Below are 14,847 nucleotides of genomic sequence, written 5' to 3'. Positions count from 1 at the left end.
CGTGCCGCGATGAGGGCGATCGCTATTCAGCAGCGATTGCAGCAGCTTATTCTCACCCTGCGTGAGACCCTGGCACGTCACCCGGACGGCGTCTGCCGCCTGCCACGTTTTGACAGCCAGCTGTTCCACACCAAAGGCACCCGGCTGGCGGATTATCTGCAGGAAGTGGAGCTGAATTTCGCCCGTCTGTGCGACAGCAGCCAGGATCTGTCTCGCAGCCGCTGGCTGGCGGAACGCCTGGTCGATCAGATTGCGGCTCTGCAACGTGAGGTGGGTACCCAGCAGTTGCGTCTGCGACGTGAACAGCCGGTGCAGGGACCCGCCCCGACAAAATATCAGGAGTACCGTGAATTTGAACGGCGTCTGCTGGCGATGATCGATCAGCGTGAGCAGCGTCTGGCCCTGGCGGAAACCCTGATGATTCAGCAGCAGCTGAAGCAGGAGCTGGAAACGTTAGAGGGTCGGCTGGCTCGCTGCCGTCAGGCGATTCGCTCGGTGGAGTGGGCGGCATCACTGCGCGGCAGCGAATAAAACGCAGCGCGACAAAAGCGCTTCTATACTGGGTGTGATTCTGCGCGGAGAAGAACAATGGGCTTATTCACCTGGCTGTTATGCGGGCTGCTACTAGGGTTGCTGAAACGTCTGCTGCTGCCGGGACGCCCTGGCGGGCTGGTGGCCACCCTGACACTGTCGATGATCGGCGCCCTGATTGGCGGCTATATTGCGACGTACTTTGAACTGGGTTCACTGGCCACGGTGCACATCGGCGCGCTGGGGATGGCCATTGCAGGTGCGCTGCTGATGTTGCTGGTCGTGGCCCGATTACGTATATAGGAGAAGCGATGTCACTGGAAAATGCTCCTGACGACGTCAAACTGGCCGTCGATCTGATTCAGCTGCTGGAAGAGCATCAACTGCCGGTGGAGACGGTGCTCTCAGCGCTGGCCATGGTGCAGCGCGACTTCGAGAACAAACGCGACCGTCAGCCCGATTAATGGCGGGCGGTCAGCGTCGGGCTGAGGCACAGCATATCGATAAAGGCATTTACCAGCGTCGGCGCGTCGGCGGCTAAATCAAAGCTCTCTGGCGCGAACAGCCAGCTTTCCATCATGCCGTTGACATACCCACGCAGAATAATGGCGGCCTGCCGCGTGCTGAGCGTGCCCGGAAGCTGTTCCGCTTCAATACACTGGCGCAGGACATCTTCGATTTTGTCGTAGCACTCCAGCAACAGGCTCTGCTGCATACTCTTCATCGCCGACATTTCGCCAACAAATTCGCATTTGTGGAAAATGATCTCCATCAAGGCGCGGCGCTGAGGATCCTTTGCTGTCGCTTCAAAGATATAGACCAGCATTGCACGCAACACAGAGAGTGGATCACCAGGGTATTTTGTCTGATACTCAAGTTCCACATCATCCAGACCGGCATCACAACGAAGCCATATTTCATGTAAGAGATCGGCTTTATTTTTGAAGTGCCAGTAGATTGCCCCGCGCGTCACACTGGCAGCGGTTGCAATATCGGCCAGAGACGTGGCTGAGACGCCCTGCTGCGAAAACAGAACAAGGGCGGCATCAAGAATTTGATGCCGCGTTTCAAGTGCTTGCGCTTTGGTTTTTCGTGCCATAGGGGGCTTTTTTTACAAACGGGTAAGTTTACATACATTTGTGAATGTATGTACCATAGCACGACCTGCGACTTGACACAGCAATGGGTTTTTCAGTTTGTGATCCATTGACCAATTGATATCGGACACTAGAGGTTTATTTATGAATAAAATCAGAGGATTATCGCCTCTGGCGGCCGTCCTGATGCTATCAGGCAGCTTTTTGTTAACAGGATGTGACAACAATAAATCCGAACAAGCCGCCCAGCAACCGCCAGAAGTGGGTGTCGTGACCCTGAAAACTGAACCCCTGAAAATTTCGACTGAACTTCCAGGCCGTACCTCAGCCTATCGCGTGGCTGAAGTGCGTCCGCAGGTTTCCGGTATCATTCTCAAGCGTAACTTTATTGAAGGCCGTGATATCAAAGCCGGTCAGTCTCTCTATCAGATCGACCCGGCCACCTATCAGGCTGCTTATGACAGCGCGAAAGGCGATTTAACCCAGGCACAGGCCAACGCCCGTATCGCTCAGCTGACCGTTAAGCGTTACAAGCCACTGCTCGGCACGAAATATATCAGTCAGCAGGATTACGACACGGCGGTTGCCACGGCTGCGCAGAATGACGCAGCGGTCCAGGTGGCAAAAGCCAACGTGGAAACGGCCCGCATTAATCTGGCCTACACCAAAGTCACCTCCCCTATCAGTGGCCGCATCGGCAAATCGTCAGTCACCGAGGGTGCGCTGGTTCAAAGCGCCCAGACCACCGCGCTGGCGACCGTGCAACAGCTTGACCCGATGTATGTCGATGTGACCCAGTCGAGCGAAGATTTCATGCGCTTACGTTCAGAGCTGGAATCAGGTCAGCTGAAGCAGACCGATGGCAAAGCCAGCGTGACCCTGCTGATGCAGAACGGCAACACTTTTGCGCAGAAGGGAACACTGGAGTTCTCTGACGTCACCGTCGATGAGACCACCGGCTCCATCACCCTGCGTGCCATTGTCCCGAACCCGGACCATACCCTGTTACCGGGCATGTTTGTGCGCGCGCGTCTGGAGGAAGGGACCAATCCGAATGCGTTGCTGGTTCCGCAACAGGCGGTCACCCGCACGCCAACAGGCCAGGCGACAGTCATGGTGGTCGGCGCAGACAACAAAGTTGAATCGCGTCAGGTCACAACCTCACAGGCGATTGGCGACAAATGGTTAGTCACCGACGGCGTTAAAGCGGGTGAACGTGTGATCAGCACAGGTCTGCAGCGAGCCAAGCCGGGCGCACAGGTTACCCCACAAGAAGTCTCAGACGATGCGAAAGCGGCACCCGATTCTAAGCCGCAGTCTGACAAGTCATCGTCATAACAGGAGCCGTTGATTCATGGCTAAGTTCTTTATCGATCGCCCCATCTTTGCGTGGGTGCTCGCCATCATCATCATGCTGGCCGGTGCGCTGTCGATTCTCAAACTCCCGATCGAGCAATATCCCAATGTTGCGCCGCCGGCGATTGAGATTCAGGCCTCTTACCCTGGTGCGGATGCGAAAACGCTGCAGGACACGGTGACCCAGGTCATTGAGCAGAATATGAACGGTATCGATGGACTGATGTATATGTCCTCGAGCAGTGACTCATCCGGTACCCTGACCCTGACCATCTCCTTTGAGTCAGGCACGGATGCAGACATCGCGCAGGTTCAGGTGCAGAACAAACTGCAGCTGGCGATGCCACTGCTGCCGCAGGAAGTTCAGCAACAGGGGATTCAGGTTAAAAAATCCTCCAGCAGCTTCCTGATGGTCGCCGGCTTCATCAGTGACGATGACAATATGACTCAGAATGATATTTCTGATTATATTTCCTCGACCATTAAAGATCCGCTGAGCCGTACCAAAGGTGTCGGTGATACCCAGGTGTTTGGTGCGCAGTATGCGATGCGTATCTGGATGGACCCGCACAAGCTCAATAACTACAACCTGACGCCGGTTGACGTGATCAGCGCGCTGAACACGCAGAATGCCCAGGTTGCCGCCGGTCAGTTAGGCGGGACACCGCCGGTGCCGGGACAGCAGCTTAACGCCTCTATCATTGCGCAGACCCGCCTGACCTCGACCGATGAGTTCGGCAAAATCCTGCTGAAAGTGAATGAGGATGGTTCACAGGTTCGCCTGCGTGACGTGGCAAAAATCGAGCTCGGTGCAGAAAACTACGAGATCATTGCCCGTTATAACGGCCGGCCCGCGTCCGGTATCGGTATCAAACTGGCAACCGGCGCCAACGCCCTGGATACCGCGAATGCGGTGAAAGCGGAACTGGCGAAGATGCAGTCCACCTTCCCGGCCGGGATGAAAGTGGTTTATCCGTACGACACCACCCCATTCGTTAAGATCTCTATTTTCGAAGTGGTGAAAACGCTGGCTGAAGCCATCGTGCTGGTGTTCCTGGTCATGTACCTGTTCCTGCAGAACTTCCGCGCGACGCTGATTCCGACTATCGCCGTGCCGGTGGTGTTGCTCGGCACCTTCGCCATCATCAGCATTTTTGGCTACTCGATAAACACCCTGACGCTGTTCGGGATGGTGCTGGCTATCGGCCTGCTGGTGGATGACGCCATCGTGGTGGTAGAGAACGTTGAGCGCGTGATGCAGGAAGAGGGCTTGCCGCCAAAAGAGGCGACCAGGCGTTCTATGGAGCAGATTCAGGGTGCGCTGGTCGGTATCGCGCTGGTGCTGGCCGCGGTATTTATCCCGATGGCGTTCTTTGGTGGTTCGACCGGTGTGATTTACCGTCAGTTCTCGATCACCATTGTGTCAGCCATGGCGCTGTCGGTGCTGGTTGCCCTGATTCTGACCCCGGCACTCTGCGCCACCATACTGAAGCCGGTGAAAAAAGACGGTCACGGTAAAACGACCGGCTTCTTCGGCTGGTTTAACCGGATGTTCGACAAAAGTACCAATCACTACGTCGACAGCGTTGGCCACATCATTCGCAGCACCGGCCGTTACATGGTGATCTACCTGGTCATCGTGGTCGGCATGGCATATCTGTTCATGCGTCTGCCCTCTTCATTCCTGCCGGAAGAGGACCAGGGGTTACTGCTGGCTCAGGCGCAGCTGCCTGCGGGCGCTACGCAGGAACGCACCCAGAAAGTGCTGGATCAGGTCACCGACTACTTCCTGACGCAGGAGAAAGACACGGTTAAATCGGTGTTTACCGTTAACGGCTTCGGCTTTGCCGGTCGCGGACAGAACACCGGTATTGCTTTCGTCAGCCTCAAGCCGTGGGATGAGCGAACCGGCAGCGACATGAAGGTACCGGCGATTGCCGGGCGTGCGATGAAGGCACTGGGTGCCATCAAAGATGCGATGGTCATCCCCTTCAACCTGCCAGCAATTATCGAACTGGGTAACGCCACCGGCTTCGACTTTGAGCTGATTGACCAGGCCAACCTGGGCCACGAGAAACTGACCGAAGCGCGTAATCAGCTGTTCGGCATGATTGCCCAGCATCCTGACACTCTGGTGGGTGTGCGTCCTAACGGTCTGGAAGATACGCCGCAGTACAAGCTGATCATCGATCAGGAGAAAGCACAGGCGCTGGGCGTATCGTTAAGCGATATCAACACCACGCTGGCGGCCTCCTGGGGTGGCTCCTACGTCAATGACTTCATCGACCGTGGTCGCGTGAAGAAAGTTTACGTCATGGGTAAAGCGGACTCCCGTATGCTGCCGGATGATATCGGCAAATGGTACGTGCGCAACAGCAACGGAACGATGGTGCCTTTCTCCGCCTTCTCGACGGCGAAGTGGCAGTATGGTTCACCGCGTCTTGAGCGTTACAACGGTCTGCCTGCGATGGAAATCCTGGGTCAGGCTGCGCCAGGTAAGAGCTCCGGTGCCGCCATGGATCTGATGGAGCAGCTGGCGGAGAAACTGCCTGCGGGTATCGGCTATGACTGGACGGGCATGTCTTACCAGGAACGTCTGTCGGGTAACCAGGCGCCTGCGCTCTATGCCATCTCGCTGATTGTGGTCTTCCTGTGTCTCGCCGCCCTGTATGAGAGCTGGTCGATTCCGTTCGCGGTTATGCTGGTGGTTCCGCTGGGGGTTATCGGTGCGCTGATCTTCACCACCCTGCGTGGCCTGAGTAACGACGTCTACTTTGTGGTGGGGTTACTGACAACCATTGGCCTCTCGGCGAAGAACGCCATCCTTATCGTCGAATTTGCTAAAGATTTGATGGATAAAGAGGGCAAAGGCCTGGTGGAATCGTCGCTGGAAGCCTGTCGTATGCGTCTGCGTCCGATCCTGATGACGTCACTGGCGTTTATTCTCGGGGTACTGCCGCTAGCGATCAGTACCGGTGCCGGTTCCGGTTCGCAGAACGCCGTGGGTACCGGCGTTATCGGCGGCATGGTGACCGCGACCGCGCTGGCTATCTTCTTTGTTCCGGTGTTCTTCGTAGTGGTTCGCCGCCGCTTCAGTAAGCACAAAGAGGAACCGCGCAGCGCTGAGCCGGTTGAGCACAACCAGACTCACTAAGCAGTAACACCTCTGAGGCCGCGTAAGCGGCCTTTTTTTTACCCTTCAGTTTCGCCCTCCTCTTCCCCTCGCCTTTCTGCCATCAGCAGACGTTGCATTCCGTTCCGCGGCGGCGCATAATATTGTTATATTATAACATTACATAGGTGTGCATTATGAAAGCAAATATCCATCCTCACTATCGCCCGGTGGTCTTCCATGACACCTCGGCTGACGTTTACTACAAAATCGGCTCGACCATTAAAACCGACCGCACCGTAGAGTTTGAAGGTGAAACGCTGCCCTACGTCACGCTGGATGTGTCGTCGGCTTCACACGTTTTCTACACCGGTAAACAGAAAGATTTCGCTAAAGAGGGCAGCACCGCGCGCTTTAACCAGCGCTTCGGACGCTTCCTGGGTCGTAAATAGAGGAGAGGGTCATGCAGGTATTAAGCTCGCTGCGTTCCGCAAAAAATCGCCATCGGGATTGCAGGGTGGTCCGTCGCAAGGGACGTATTTACGTCATCTGCAAAACAAATCCGCGCTTTAAAGCCGTACAGGGAAGAAAGAAGAAACGCTAGTGTGTGTCGTGATGACTGGCCGGGCTTGCCCGGCCTTTTTTATGCTTACTGCATGCTCTTCAGCATGGCGTTCACGTTGTGCTTAAAGGCAGCCTGATAGGTCGGTGCCGGACCAGAAGCCGGGGACAACGCCTCCGGATAGAGCTCACCGCCTGGCTCCGCTCCCGTAGCGCTGGCGATCTGTTTAACCAGACGCGGATCGGTCTGGTTCTCAATAAAATAGCGGGTGATGTGCTGCTGTTTCAGCTGAGTGATCAGATCACCGACGTTGCTGGCACTCGCTTCCGCTTCGGTAGAGAACCCGACGGGCGCCAGGAACGTCACGCCATAGCGCTGGCCAAAGTAGCCAAAGGCATCATGGCTGGTCAGCACCTTCCGCTTCTCCACAGGAATCTTATCAAACGCCGTCTTTGCCCAGCTATCCAGCGCCTGTAACTGCTGAATGTAATTCTGTCCGCGCTGACGGATCGCCGCAGCATCCTCGGGGTCGGCTTTGACCAGCGCATTCATCACGTTGGTCGCATAGATCACGCCGTTCTGCATGCTGTTCCAGGCGTGCGGATCGGTGATGGTTTTGCCCTCCTCTTCCATGCTGCGTGTGGTGACACCCGCAGAGGCGACTACCGGCTGACCGTGATAACCGGAAGCGCTGACCAGGCGGTCCATCCACCCTTCCAGTCCCAGCCCGCTGACAAAGACCAGATCCGCTTTTGCCAGCGCCTGGCTGTCCTGCGGCGTCGGTTCAAACGTATGGGGATCGCCATCCGGCCCTACCAGACTTTTCACCTTCACATGATCGCCTCCCACCTGGCTGACGATGTCTGCCAGCACGGTAAAGCTGGCGACAACGTCTACGGTTTTTGCCATCGCCAGCGGCGTGGCGAACAGCGCAGCGAGCGCCAGACTAACCGGTAATTTTTTCATAGATACCCCTTGAGATTAATGGCGACGTAAAATTCCGCCGCACGGTCCTGTCAGAATCGAGAGAAAGAAGAGCATGGCGGCGCTCAGCACCACGGCGGGGCCGGCCGGCAGCGAGAAGTGCCAGGAGAGCATCAGGCCCGCCAGCGCAGAGAGGGTTGCCATGAAGATGGCGATGGCCAGCATCGCGGCAAGATGACGGCTCCAGAAACGGGCGCTGGCAGCGGGTAACATCATTAAACCCACCGACATCAGCGTGCCCAGCACCTGAAAGCCCGCGACCAGGTTCAGCACCACCAGCATTAAAAACAGGCCATGCACCAGCGGCGCGCTCCATTTCCCCTGCGCCCGCAGAAAGTCACCGTCAAAGGCATCGATGACCAGCGGGCGATAAATCACCGCCAGCATGATCAGCGTAAAGGCCGCGATGCCACCGACCAGCAACAGCGCCGCGTTGTCGACCGCCAGCAGCGAGCCAAACAGAACGTGCAGCAGATCCACGCTTGAGCCGCGCAGTGAAACCAGCGTGACGCCCAGCGCCAGTGATCCAAGATAGAATCCGGCAAAACTGGCATCCTCTTTCAATGGCGTATAGCGACTGACTGCGCCAGAGAGCAGCGCGACCGCCAGCCCGGCAATCAGGCCGCCGATACCCATGGCCACCAGGGAGAGGCCGGAGATCAGATAGCCAATGGCCGCACCCGGCAGCACCGCATGGGATAAGGCGTCACCAATCAGGCTCATGCGACGCAGCGAGAGGAACACGCCGAGTGGCGTGGCACTGACGGCGAGTGCCAGGCAGGCCACCAGCGCTCGCCGCATAAAGCCAAATTCGATAAAAGGCTGAATCAGGGTCACGAGGCTCGACTCCGTGCCAGGACATCGGACCGGAAGGTATCGCTGAGATGATGTTCATCCATCGACAGGACGTTACTGAAGTAACGCGCCACCAGCGGGCGGTCATGCAGCACCACCAGCAGAGTGGTACCTGCCTGCTGCTGCTGCTCCAGAATCGACATCAGCAGGGTAACCGTCTGGCTGTCTATGCCGTTAAAGGGTTCATCCAGCAGCCAGAGCGCGCTGCGCTGCAGCATCAGCCGGGCAAACAGGACGCGCTGAAGCTGCCCGCCCGAGAGGGTGGCCGGTTGCGCATCCGCATAATCGCTCATCTGAACTGCCTCCAGCGCCTGCCCGATTTCCCGCCGCAGTGACCGGTTAATGCCGCCAAACCAGCCGCAGCGTGGCCAGCAACCCATGGAAACCAGTTCGAAGACCGTCAGCGGAAAGCGGGTCTCAAGTTCGGTGCGCTGTGGCAGCCAGCCGATATCCCGGCGCGCCACCTGCAGTTCGCAGCGTCCGCTTACCGGCGGCAGTAAGCCCGCAATGGTTTTTAGCAGGGTCGATTTCCCGCTGCCGTTTGCGCCGACCAGCGCAGTCATGGAGCCTGCTGCGAGCTGACCCGTGATCGCCGGGGTGACCCCCTCTCCCTGGTAGCCTGCACGCAGTGCGTAAAATCGGATCATGTGCTGATCCCCCAATATATCGCGACAGCCAGCAGCGCGATGATCAGCAGGGCGACGCCCAGCCGTCCGCCCAGCGACATAAGTAATCCACTCTGACGCATCAGTTCACCAATATGTTATAACATAACAATAAGAATACCGGATGCAGCCTGCGGTTCAAGAGCGGAATGTGTTTCAAAAGGTATCGGGAGTCCGGCGGCCCCGGGGGCGTTTAAGCCACACCCGCCGCACCGCTTTGCTGGTAAAACTCAGAAAATGACAGTTTTGTGCTTTACTGGCTTGCAAACCTGTTGCGTAAAACCAATGATAGGTTTATTAACGGTTAGGAGTAGACAAGATATGCTGTCACGGATTGAATGTGATATTGCGATGGGTGAAACAGACTGCGCAAAAATAGCTGAAGTTGTTCAGCGGAATATTCTCAAAATATCAGATTTGCTGACAGGGGATTTACGCTGGTACGCTCAGAATGCGCAGTTAGTACCAGACAGTTTAAAAATAGTTTCCGTTGAATACCTGGATCTGAATAGTTTTAAATTACTTTACAATTTTCAGTGGAATTTATTTAGTCCCTGTCAGGATCTGAATGAAACGGTGACCCAAACGGAGCGGGTAAATTTTTACATTAAGCCCGGTGCGCTTGAGTTTGATGTGATAGACAACCAGCAACCCTCTCCGGGTGATGAATTGTAATATTTAGTAATTCAGATGAGCAGAACTAATGGTTTTACACTATCTTTAACGTATCCCGTTTAATAACCACCTGAAAGATCGCTTCCTGGCCGCTTTATCCGAACTCGCCGCCCTGCGGCAACTGTGCAAGCTATGGAGGGGAAAAAGATGGACGAATACTCACCAAAACGGCATGATATTGCCCAGCTGAAATACCTGTGTGAGAGCCTGTTTGACGACAGCATGGCAACATTGACTGACAGCCATCATGGCTGGGTAAATGATCCCACTTCTGAAAGCAATCTGCACCTGAACGATCTGATTGAACATATCGCTTCGTTCACCATGAATTACAAAATTAAACACGTTGAAGATGAAGCGCTGATTTCGCAAATCGATGAATATCTTGATGATACTTTTATGTTATTCAGTAACTACGGTATCAATAATCCTGATCTTCAGCGGTGGCAACGTTCAGCAAAACGCTTATTTAATCTGTTCACTGAAGAGTGCGCTTTTCTCCAGCAACCGAGCCATTCATTATAGTACAGACGTGAGAACGCTTTATTTATGAACAAAACACTGACAAAAACTGATTATTTGATGCGACTGCGTCGCTGTCGCTCCCTGGATACCCTGGAGCGGGTGATCGAAAAGAATAAGTATGAATTACCGGAAGATGAATTAGCGGTATTCTATTCGGCAGCTGACCATCGTCTGGCCGAGCTGACGATGAATAAGCTCTACGATAAAGTACCGGGTTCGGTCTGGAAGTTTGTCCGCTAATCTGCTCACCTGCATCTGACGGCATTGTCCCCACATTAAGTACCGGATACTCCTGCCTGCCGGCAAAGGATCGGCCCAGGCGGGTTTTGACTGTCTGTCATACTGGGGAAGAAGTTCAGGGGGGGAAAGTGGTGGGGGCCCTGCCAGCTACATCCCGGCACACGCATCACCTGCTACGGCTGCTTCCTTCCGGATCTGACCGAGTTCACAAGCTAGCATTGCGGGAGAACCAACAGGGCCCCCATTGACAAGCCCTCTTTACGAGAGCGGGGGCATTATCTGGGAAGGGGCTGGCAATTGCAAGCGTCGTCGGGACAACCGTTGTTTTCTTGAACAACCGCCGCGTTGATGCTTTCACCATCGCCTCTGCATGATAAAGTTAACCCTCTTTTTCCTGACGAAATAAGCACATGAATCAGCCTGACACTTTCCAGCAACGCATCTGGCAAATTGTTGCCGCGATTCCATCCGGGTGTGTCACGACCTATGGCGATGTGGCACGACTGGCCGGTTCGCCGCGTGCGGCACGTCAGGTCGGCGGTGTGCTGAGCCGGTTACCCGAGGGAACCACCCTCCCCTGGCATCGTGTCGTCAATCGTCACGGCATGATTTCGCTTCAGGGCGACCAGCTGATACGACAGCGGGATGCACTGGAAGCAGAAGGGATTGTGGTGAGTGATGCCGGTGAGCTGGATCTTGAAACGTATCGCTGGCGATTTGATGGCTGAAAAACGGGGCGGCTCTGCCGCCCCGTTTGCACATTACAGACGGGTGGGTGCAGGCACCGCCGCAGAAGGCGTGACCTGAGTCGGTGATGTCGAAGGCACGGTGGTCGCTGCGCCTGGCTGGGTTGGCATCGCCATTGAAGGCACCGGTACCAGCAGCAGTTCAGCTTTGGTGCCGCCCTGATTGATGACCGGTTTTACGCTGTCAGTGACAAAGGCCAGCTTGCCGTCGATCGCGATGGCGGCGCTTAACAGAATGCGTGCATTTGGCTGGATGTCAGCCGGGTTAAACGGCAGCACAAACTGGAACGGCGCCTGTTTGCCTTCCGTCCGCACCACGCGTTGTGACAGCACTTTTGACGGGGCGTCGGCAACAGACGCATCCGACAGCGTCACGGTTAACACCGCATCCGGCGGCAGCGCGATGCGCTGGCGAATAAAGACTGAACCGCTGACGTTAGGCTGCGCAATCGCCGCCGTCTGTCCGGCTACCGCAGAACCCAACGTTGGTGTTGGCACAGGTTTACTCTTGTCGGCACAGCCCGCAACAGCAACCGCCATAACTACCCCACTGAACACATGCCACAGTTTCATTGATGTCGTCTCCATTTGATCAAAATGATTGTCGGCAGCGAATCCTGCTTACAGCGTTTCACTCGCCGTATGTCCTTAATGTTGGCACAAAAATGAAATTTTGCCTGGCACAGGCAAAGCGGAAAGTCTGATTGACGTCAACTGGTCCGATCTTTCACACTGAGCAGGTCACTATATTGAGGAACGCGCCATGAGTCAGGCACTGCAAAATCTGCTGAATTTATTAAATCTGGAAAAACTGGAAGAAGGTTTATATCGCGGCCAGAGTGAAGATCTTGGCCTGCGCCAGGTGTTTGGCGGTCAGGTGGTGGGTCAGGCGCTCTATGCCGCAAAGCAAACCGTCGCGACCGATCGGACGATTCACTCCTTTCACAGCTACTTTCTGCGGCCCGGCGACAGCCAGAAAGCGATTATCTACGACGTCGAAACCCTGCGTGACGGCAAAAGTTTCAGCGCCCGCCGGGTCAGTGCCATACAGAATGGCCAGCCTATTTTTTATATGACCGCCTCATTCCAGTCACCGGAAAGTGGCTTTGAGCATCAGAATGCGATGCCACAGGTAGCAGGACCGGAAAATCTGGTCACGGAACAGGCGATGGCGCAGAAGATGGCGCACATGCTGCCGGAAAAACTGCGGGAGATATTTATCGCGGAACGTCCGCTGGAGATCCGCCCGGTGCAGATTCACAATCCGCTGCGCGGGCATGTGGACAAGCCTGAGCGGCAGGTCTGGATCCGGGCCAACGGTCCGCTGCCTGACGATCTGCGCATCCATCAGTATCTGCTCGGCTATGCGTCGGATCTCAATTTCCTGCCGGTTGCGCTGCAGCCGCACGGCAAAGGCTTTTTAGAGGCGGACATGCAGGTCGCCACGATCGATCATTCAATGTGGTTCCATCGTCCGTTCGACTTCAGCGAGTGGCTGCTCTACAGCGTGGTAAGTACTTCAGCGTCAGGTGCCAGGGGGTTCGTACGGGGTGAGTTCTACAATCAGCAGGGGGTGCTGGTCGCCTCTACGGTGCAGGAAGGGGTGATGCGCCAGCGAAGCGAATAAAAAAAGGGGCGATAGCTCGCCCCTTTTCGCTGTTTATACTCTCACGCATTACTGGTTGTAAGCGTTCTCGCCGTGGCTGTTAACATCCAGACCTTCGCGTTCGTGCTCTTCCGGTACGCGCAGACCGACAATCAGATCGGCCAGTTTGAAGCCGATGAAGGCCACCACGCCAGACCAGACGATTGTGACGCCGACGCTGAAGAGCTGAACCCAGACCTGATGGCCCATGGTCACACCCTGCGCATAACCGACGCCGCCCAGTGAAGAGGAGGCAAACACGCCCGTCAGGATACAGCCAACAATGCCGCAGACGCCGTGCACGCCGAACACATCGCAGGGGTCGTCCACACGCAGCCATTTCTTCAGAGAGGTCACACCCCACAGACCCGCCAGTCCGCCAACCAGACCGATAATCAGTGCACCGCCGACGCCGACATAACCACAGGCTGGGGTAATCGCGACCAGTCCGGCGATAAAGCCTGAACAGGCGCCCAGCAGAGAAGGCTTACCGCGCACCGCCCATTCGCCAAAGGTCCATGAGAGTACGGCACCCGCCGTTGCCACAACGGTGTTCAGGAACGCCAGTGCGGCAATTTCGTTTGCTGCTGAGGCAGAACCGGCGTTGAAGCCGAACCAGCCTACATAGAGGATCGCGGTGCCGGTGAAGACCATCGGCAGATTATGAGGTTTAAAAGCTTCTTTACCAAAGCCGGCACGTTTGCCAACCAGATACGCGCCCACCAGACCCGCTACCGCGGCGTTGATATGCACGACGGTACCGCCGGCAAAGTCCAGCGCGCCATCCTGCGCCAGGAAACCGCCCGCCCATACCATATGCGCGATAGGCAGGTAAGCCAGCGTCAGCCAGACACCGACGAAGATCAGTACGGCTGAGAAACGGATACGCTCTGCAATGGCACCCACAATCAGGCCCACGGTGATGCAGGCAAATGAGGCCTGGAACGCAACGTGGATATACTGATAGAAGCTGCCCATTACCGCGGTCAGCTGGATATTCTTCAGCATGGCCCAGCCAAATCCGCCAAAGAAGGCGTTACCTTCGCTGAACGCCAGTGAATAGCCGTAGACCATCCACAGGACGCACACCAGCGAGAAAGTGACGGCCACCTGCGTCAGCATCGACAGCACATTCTTACCGCGAATCAGACCGCCGTAAAACAGCGCAATCCCTGGAATTGACATAAACAGCACCAGCGCGGTGCAAATCATCATAAATGCGTTGTCAGCCTTGTCCGCAACGGCAGGCGCAGCCATCGCGAGCGATGGTAACAGTGCCAGGCTGGTCAGGCCCAGCTTAGTCAGAACTTTATTCATTTTTATTCCATCCCATCACAATACTGAGTCGTAATTACAGAGCGGCTTCGTCGGTCTCGCCGGTACGAATACGAATGACGCGCTGCAGTTCAGCCACGAAAATTTTACCGTCGCCAATTTTTCCGGTGTAAGCCGCTTTACTGATGACATCCACAACTTCGTCCAGCTGATCGTCGGCAATAGCGATATCAATTTTGACTTTCGGCAGGAAGTTCACGCTGTACTCTGCGCCCCGATAGAGCTCGGCATGCCCCTTCTGGCGGCCAAACCCTTTCACTTCGGAGACGGTCAGTCCTTGAATGCCGATAGAGGACAAAGCTTCACGCACATCCTCCAGCTTGAATGGCTTAATTACGACGGTAACCAGCTTCATTGGATCCCCTCCAGCGAGTAAATAGGTAACGTTTACGGACACACAGGGAGATAAGCAAAGGCTGTGCCAGTTAGTAAAAGTGGTGATAATCAGTGGGTCAGGCGGGATGGAGCAAGGTGAGGCTCTGCAGTGGCTCTGAAAAGGGGGAAAAGGAGAAAGCCGGT

At 55.7% G+C, this 14,847-nt stretch carries 19 protein-coding genes and 1 other RNA gene; 12 read left to right on the top strand and 8 right to left on the bottom strand.

Going from position 1 to position 14,847, the window contains the following annotated elements:
• Positions 1-9: 9 nt before the first annotated feature.
• The 3 genes from priC to rsmS are packed head-to-tail and all read left to right on the top strand — an operon-like array spanning position 10 to position 995.
• The gene (gene priC / locus HFD92_RS11865) at positions 10-531 is read left to right on the top strand and encodes a primosomal replication protein PriC (protein ID WP_167428984.1); all 522 of its coding nucleotides are present in this window, start codon (positions 10-12) and stop codon (positions 529-531) included.
• Between the two features lie 57 nt (positions 532-588).
• Entirely contained in the window at positions 589-834 is a 246-nt protein-coding gene (locus tag HFD92_RS11860; protein ID WP_046101367.1) for a GlsB/YeaQ/YmgE family stress response membrane protein, read from the top strand.
• A gap of 8 nt (positions 835-842) precedes the next feature.
• Positions 843-995, top strand: a complete 153-nt coding sequence (gene rsmS, locus HFD92_RS11855) for a pleiotropic regulatory protein RsmS (protein ID WP_009091656.1) — start codon at positions 843-845, stop codon at positions 993-995.
• Here rsmS and acrR read toward each other — a convergent pair.
• Complete coding sequence (gene acrR, locus HFD92_RS11850) at positions 992-1,630, bottom strand: multidrug efflux transporter transcriptional repressor AcrR (RefSeq protein WP_009091658.1); 639 nt, start codon at positions 1,628-1,630, stop codon at positions 992-994. The genes rsmS and acrR overlap by 4 nt on opposite strands.
• Positions 1,631-1,772: 142 nt before the next feature.
• Here acrR and HFD92_RS11845 point away from each other — a divergent pair, with 142 nt between their 5' ends.
• The 4 genes from HFD92_RS11845 (at position 1,773) to ykgO (ending at position 6,700) form a co-directional block, all read left to right on the top strand.
• On the top strand, positions 1,773-2,966 hold the full coding sequence (locus HFD92_RS11845; RefSeq protein WP_167428983.1) for an efflux RND transporter periplasmic adaptor subunit: 1,194 nt from the start codon (positions 1,773-1,775) through the stop codon (positions 2,964-2,966).
• A gap of 16 nt (positions 2,967-2,982) precedes the next feature.
• Positions 2,983-6,138, top strand: coding sequence for a multidrug efflux RND transporter permease subunit AcrB (locus HFD92_RS11840; protein ID WP_009091661.1), 3,156 nt, complete (start codon positions 2,983-2,985; stop codon positions 6,136-6,138).
• A 155-nt stretch (positions 6,139-6,293) separates the two neighbouring features.
• Complete coding sequence (locus HFD92_RS11835; RefSeq protein WP_009091662.1) at positions 6,294-6,548, top strand: type B 50S ribosomal protein L31; 255 nt, start codon at positions 6,294-6,296, stop codon at positions 6,546-6,548.
• A gap of 11 nt (positions 6,549-6,559) precedes the next feature.
• The gene (gene ykgO / locus HFD92_RS11830; RefSeq protein WP_009091664.1) at positions 6,560-6,700 is read left to right on the top strand and encodes a type B 50S ribosomal protein L36; all 141 of its coding nucleotides are present in this window, start codon (positions 6,560-6,562) and stop codon (positions 6,698-6,700) included.
• A gap of 45 nt (positions 6,701-6,745) precedes the next feature.
• Here the strand turns inward: ykgO and HFD92_RS11825 are convergent, their stop codons facing one another.
• From HFD92_RS11825 to HFD92_RS11815, 3 genes are read right to left on the bottom strand one after another with little or no spacing between them, the layout of a single operon-like run.
• On the bottom strand, positions 6,746-7,624 hold the full coding sequence (locus HFD92_RS11825; protein ID WP_009091665.1) for a metal ABC transporter substrate-binding protein: 879 nt from the start codon (positions 7,622-7,624) through the stop codon (positions 6,746-6,748).
• 15 nt (positions 7,625-7,639) lie between these two features.
• Positions 7,640-8,479, bottom strand: coding sequence for a metal ABC transporter permease (locus HFD92_RS11820; RefSeq protein ID WP_009091667.1), 840 nt, complete (start codon positions 8,477-8,479; stop codon positions 7,640-7,642).
• Positions 8,476-9,144, bottom strand: coding sequence for a metal ABC transporter ATP-binding protein (locus tag HFD92_RS11815; protein WP_009091668.1), 669 nt, complete (start codon positions 9,142-9,144; stop codon positions 8,476-8,478). The genes HFD92_RS11820 and HFD92_RS11815 overlap by 4 nt, the downstream gene beginning before the upstream one ends.
• Before the next feature lie 339 nt (positions 9,145-9,483).
• Between HFD92_RS11815 and HFD92_RS11810 the strand changes: the two genes are divergently transcribed.
• From HFD92_RS11810 to HFD92_RS11800, 3 genes are all read left to right on the top strand, one after another.
• A complete protein-coding gene (locus HFD92_RS11810) occupies positions 9,484-9,837 on the top strand; it encodes a hypothetical protein (protein ID WP_167428982.1) in 354 nt (117 codons plus the stop codon).
• A gap of 147 nt (positions 9,838-9,984) precedes the next feature.
• Positions 9,985-10,362: an Hha toxicity modulator TomB gene (gene tomB / locus HFD92_RS11805; protein ID WP_046101364.1), complete on the top strand. Its 378-nt coding sequence runs from the start codon at positions 9,985-9,987 to the stop codon at positions 10,360-10,362.
• 24 nt (positions 10,363-10,386) lie between these two features.
• The gene (locus HFD92_RS11800; RefSeq protein ID WP_003850458.1) at positions 10,387-10,602 is read left to right on the top strand and encodes an HHA domain-containing protein; all 216 of its coding nucleotides are present in this window, start codon (positions 10,387-10,389) and stop codon (positions 10,600-10,602) included.
• 138 nt (positions 10,603-10,740) lie between these two features.
• On the opposite strand, the gene ffs is transcribed toward HFD92_RS11800, so the two are convergent.
• An RNA gene (gene ffs, locus HFD92_RS11795) (signal recognition particle sRNA small type) lies at positions 10,741-10,837 on the bottom strand.
• A gap of 175 nt (positions 10,838-11,012) precedes the next feature.
• Here ffs and HFD92_RS11790 point away from each other — a divergent pair.
• On the top strand, positions 11,013-11,330 hold the full coding sequence (locus tag HFD92_RS11790; protein ID WP_111207332.1) for an MGMT family protein: 318 nt from the start codon (positions 11,013-11,015) through the stop codon (positions 11,328-11,330).
• 33 nt (positions 11,331-11,363) lie between these two features.
• Here HFD92_RS11790 and HFD92_RS11785 read toward each other — a convergent pair whose 3' ends face one another.
• The gene (locus HFD92_RS11785; protein WP_058956361.1) at positions 11,364-11,921 is read right to left on the bottom strand and encodes a YbaY family lipoprotein; all 558 of its coding nucleotides are present in this window, start codon (positions 11,919-11,921) and stop codon (positions 11,364-11,366) included.
• 190 nt (positions 11,922-12,111) lie between these two features.
• Between HFD92_RS11785 and tesB the strand changes: the two genes are divergently transcribed.
• Positions 12,112-12,975: an acyl-CoA thioesterase II gene (gene tesB / locus HFD92_RS11780; RefSeq protein ID WP_140923306.1), complete on the top strand. Its 864-nt coding sequence runs from the start codon at positions 12,112-12,114 to the stop codon at positions 12,973-12,975.
• Between the two features lie 48 nt (positions 12,976-13,023).
• Here tesB and amtB read toward each other — a convergent pair whose 3' ends face one another.
• Positions 13,024-14,310, bottom strand: a complete 1,287-nt coding sequence (amtB, locus tag HFD92_RS11775; protein WP_009091680.1) for an ammonium transporter AmtB — start codon at positions 14,308-14,310, stop codon at positions 13,024-13,026.
• Between the two features lie 34 nt (positions 14,311-14,344).
• Positions 14,345-14,683 carry a P-II family nitrogen regulator gene (glnK, locus tag HFD92_RS11770; protein WP_003850469.1) on the bottom strand — a complete coding sequence of 113 codons (339 nt, stop codon included), beginning with the start codon at positions 14,681-14,683 and terminating at the stop codon, positions 14,345-14,347.
• Positions 14,684-14,847 lie beyond the last annotated feature (164 nt).

The sequence above is a fragment of the Pantoea sp. EKM101V genome (genome assembly GCF_011800325.1).
GTDB classification, from domain to species: domain Bacteria; phylum Pseudomonadota; class Gammaproteobacteria; order Enterobacterales; family Enterobacteriaceae; genus Pantoea; species Pantoea anthophila.
The sequence above is the reverse complement of the archived record's forward strand: the minus strand, read 5'-3'. Positions and strand labels throughout refer to the sequence as shown.

What these genes read in the sequence shown, in the direction of transcription:
- HFD92_RS11800 (WP_003850458.1), top strand. Translation starts at nt 10,387, where the DNA reads ATGAACAAAACACTGACAAAAACTGATTATTTGATGCGACTGCGTCGC.
- priC (WP_167428984.1), top strand. Translation starts at nt 10, where the DNA reads ATGAGGGCGATCGCTATTCAGCAGCGATTGCAGCAGCTTATTCTCACC.
- tesB (WP_140923306.1), top strand. Translation starts at nt 12,112, where the DNA reads ATGAGTCAGGCACTGCAAAATCTGCTGAATTTATTAAATCTGGAAAAA.
- HFD92_RS11835 (WP_009091662.1), top strand. Translation starts at nt 6,294, where the DNA reads ATGAAAGCAAATATCCATCCTCACTATCGCCCGGTGGTCTTCCATGAC.
- HFD92_RS11815 (WP_009091668.1), bottom strand. Translation starts at nt 9,144, where the DNA reads ATGATCCGATTTTACGCACTGCGTGCAGGCTACCAGGGAGAGGGGGTC.
- HFD92_RS11810 (WP_167428982.1), top strand. Translation starts at nt 9,484, where the DNA reads ATGCTGTCACGGATTGAATGTGATATTGCGATGGGTGAAACAGACTGC.
- HFD92_RS11845 (WP_167428983.1), top strand. Translation starts at nt 1,773, where the DNA reads ATGAATAAAATCAGAGGATTATCGCCTCTGGCGGCCGTCCTGATGCTA.
- HFD92_RS11825 (WP_009091665.1), bottom strand. Translation starts at nt 7,624, where the DNA reads ATGAAAAAATTACCGGTTAGTCTGGCGCTCGCTGCGCTGTTCGCCACG.
- HFD92_RS11860 (WP_046101367.1), top strand. Translation starts at nt 589, where the DNA reads ATGGGCTTATTCACCTGGCTGTTATGCGGGCTGCTACTAGGGTTGCTG.
- tomB (WP_046101364.1), top strand. Translation starts at nt 9,985, where the DNA reads ATGGACGAATACTCACCAAAACGGCATGATATTGCCCAGCTGAAATAC.
- HFD92_RS11790 (WP_111207332.1), top strand. Translation starts at nt 11,013, where the DNA reads ATGAATCAGCCTGACACTTTCCAGCAACGCATCTGGCAAATTGTTGCC.
- ykgO (WP_009091664.1), top strand. Translation starts at nt 6,560, where the DNA reads ATGCAGGTATTAAGCTCGCTGCGTTCCGCAAAAAATCGCCATCGGGAT.
- acrR (WP_009091658.1), bottom strand. Translation starts at nt 1,630, where the DNA reads ATGGCACGAAAAACCAAAGCGCAAGCACTTGAAACGCGGCATCAAATT.
- HFD92_RS11785 (WP_058956361.1), bottom strand. Translation starts at nt 11,921, where the DNA reads ATGAAACTGTGGCATGTGTTCAGTGGGGTAGTTATGGCGGTTGCTGTT.
- glnK (WP_003850469.1), bottom strand. Translation starts at nt 14,683, where the DNA reads ATGAAGCTGGTTACCGTCGTAATTAAGCCATTCAAGCTGGAGGATGTG.
- rsmS (WP_009091656.1), top strand. Translation starts at nt 843, where the DNA reads ATGTCACTGGAAAATGCTCCTGACGACGTCAAACTGGCCGTCGATCTG.
- amtB (WP_009091680.1), bottom strand. Translation starts at nt 14,310, where the DNA reads ATGAATAAAGTTCTGACTAAGCTGGGCCTGACCAGCCTGGCACTGTTA.
- HFD92_RS11840 (WP_009091661.1), top strand. Translation starts at nt 2,983, where the DNA reads ATGGCTAAGTTCTTTATCGATCGCCCCATCTTTGCGTGGGTGCTCGCC.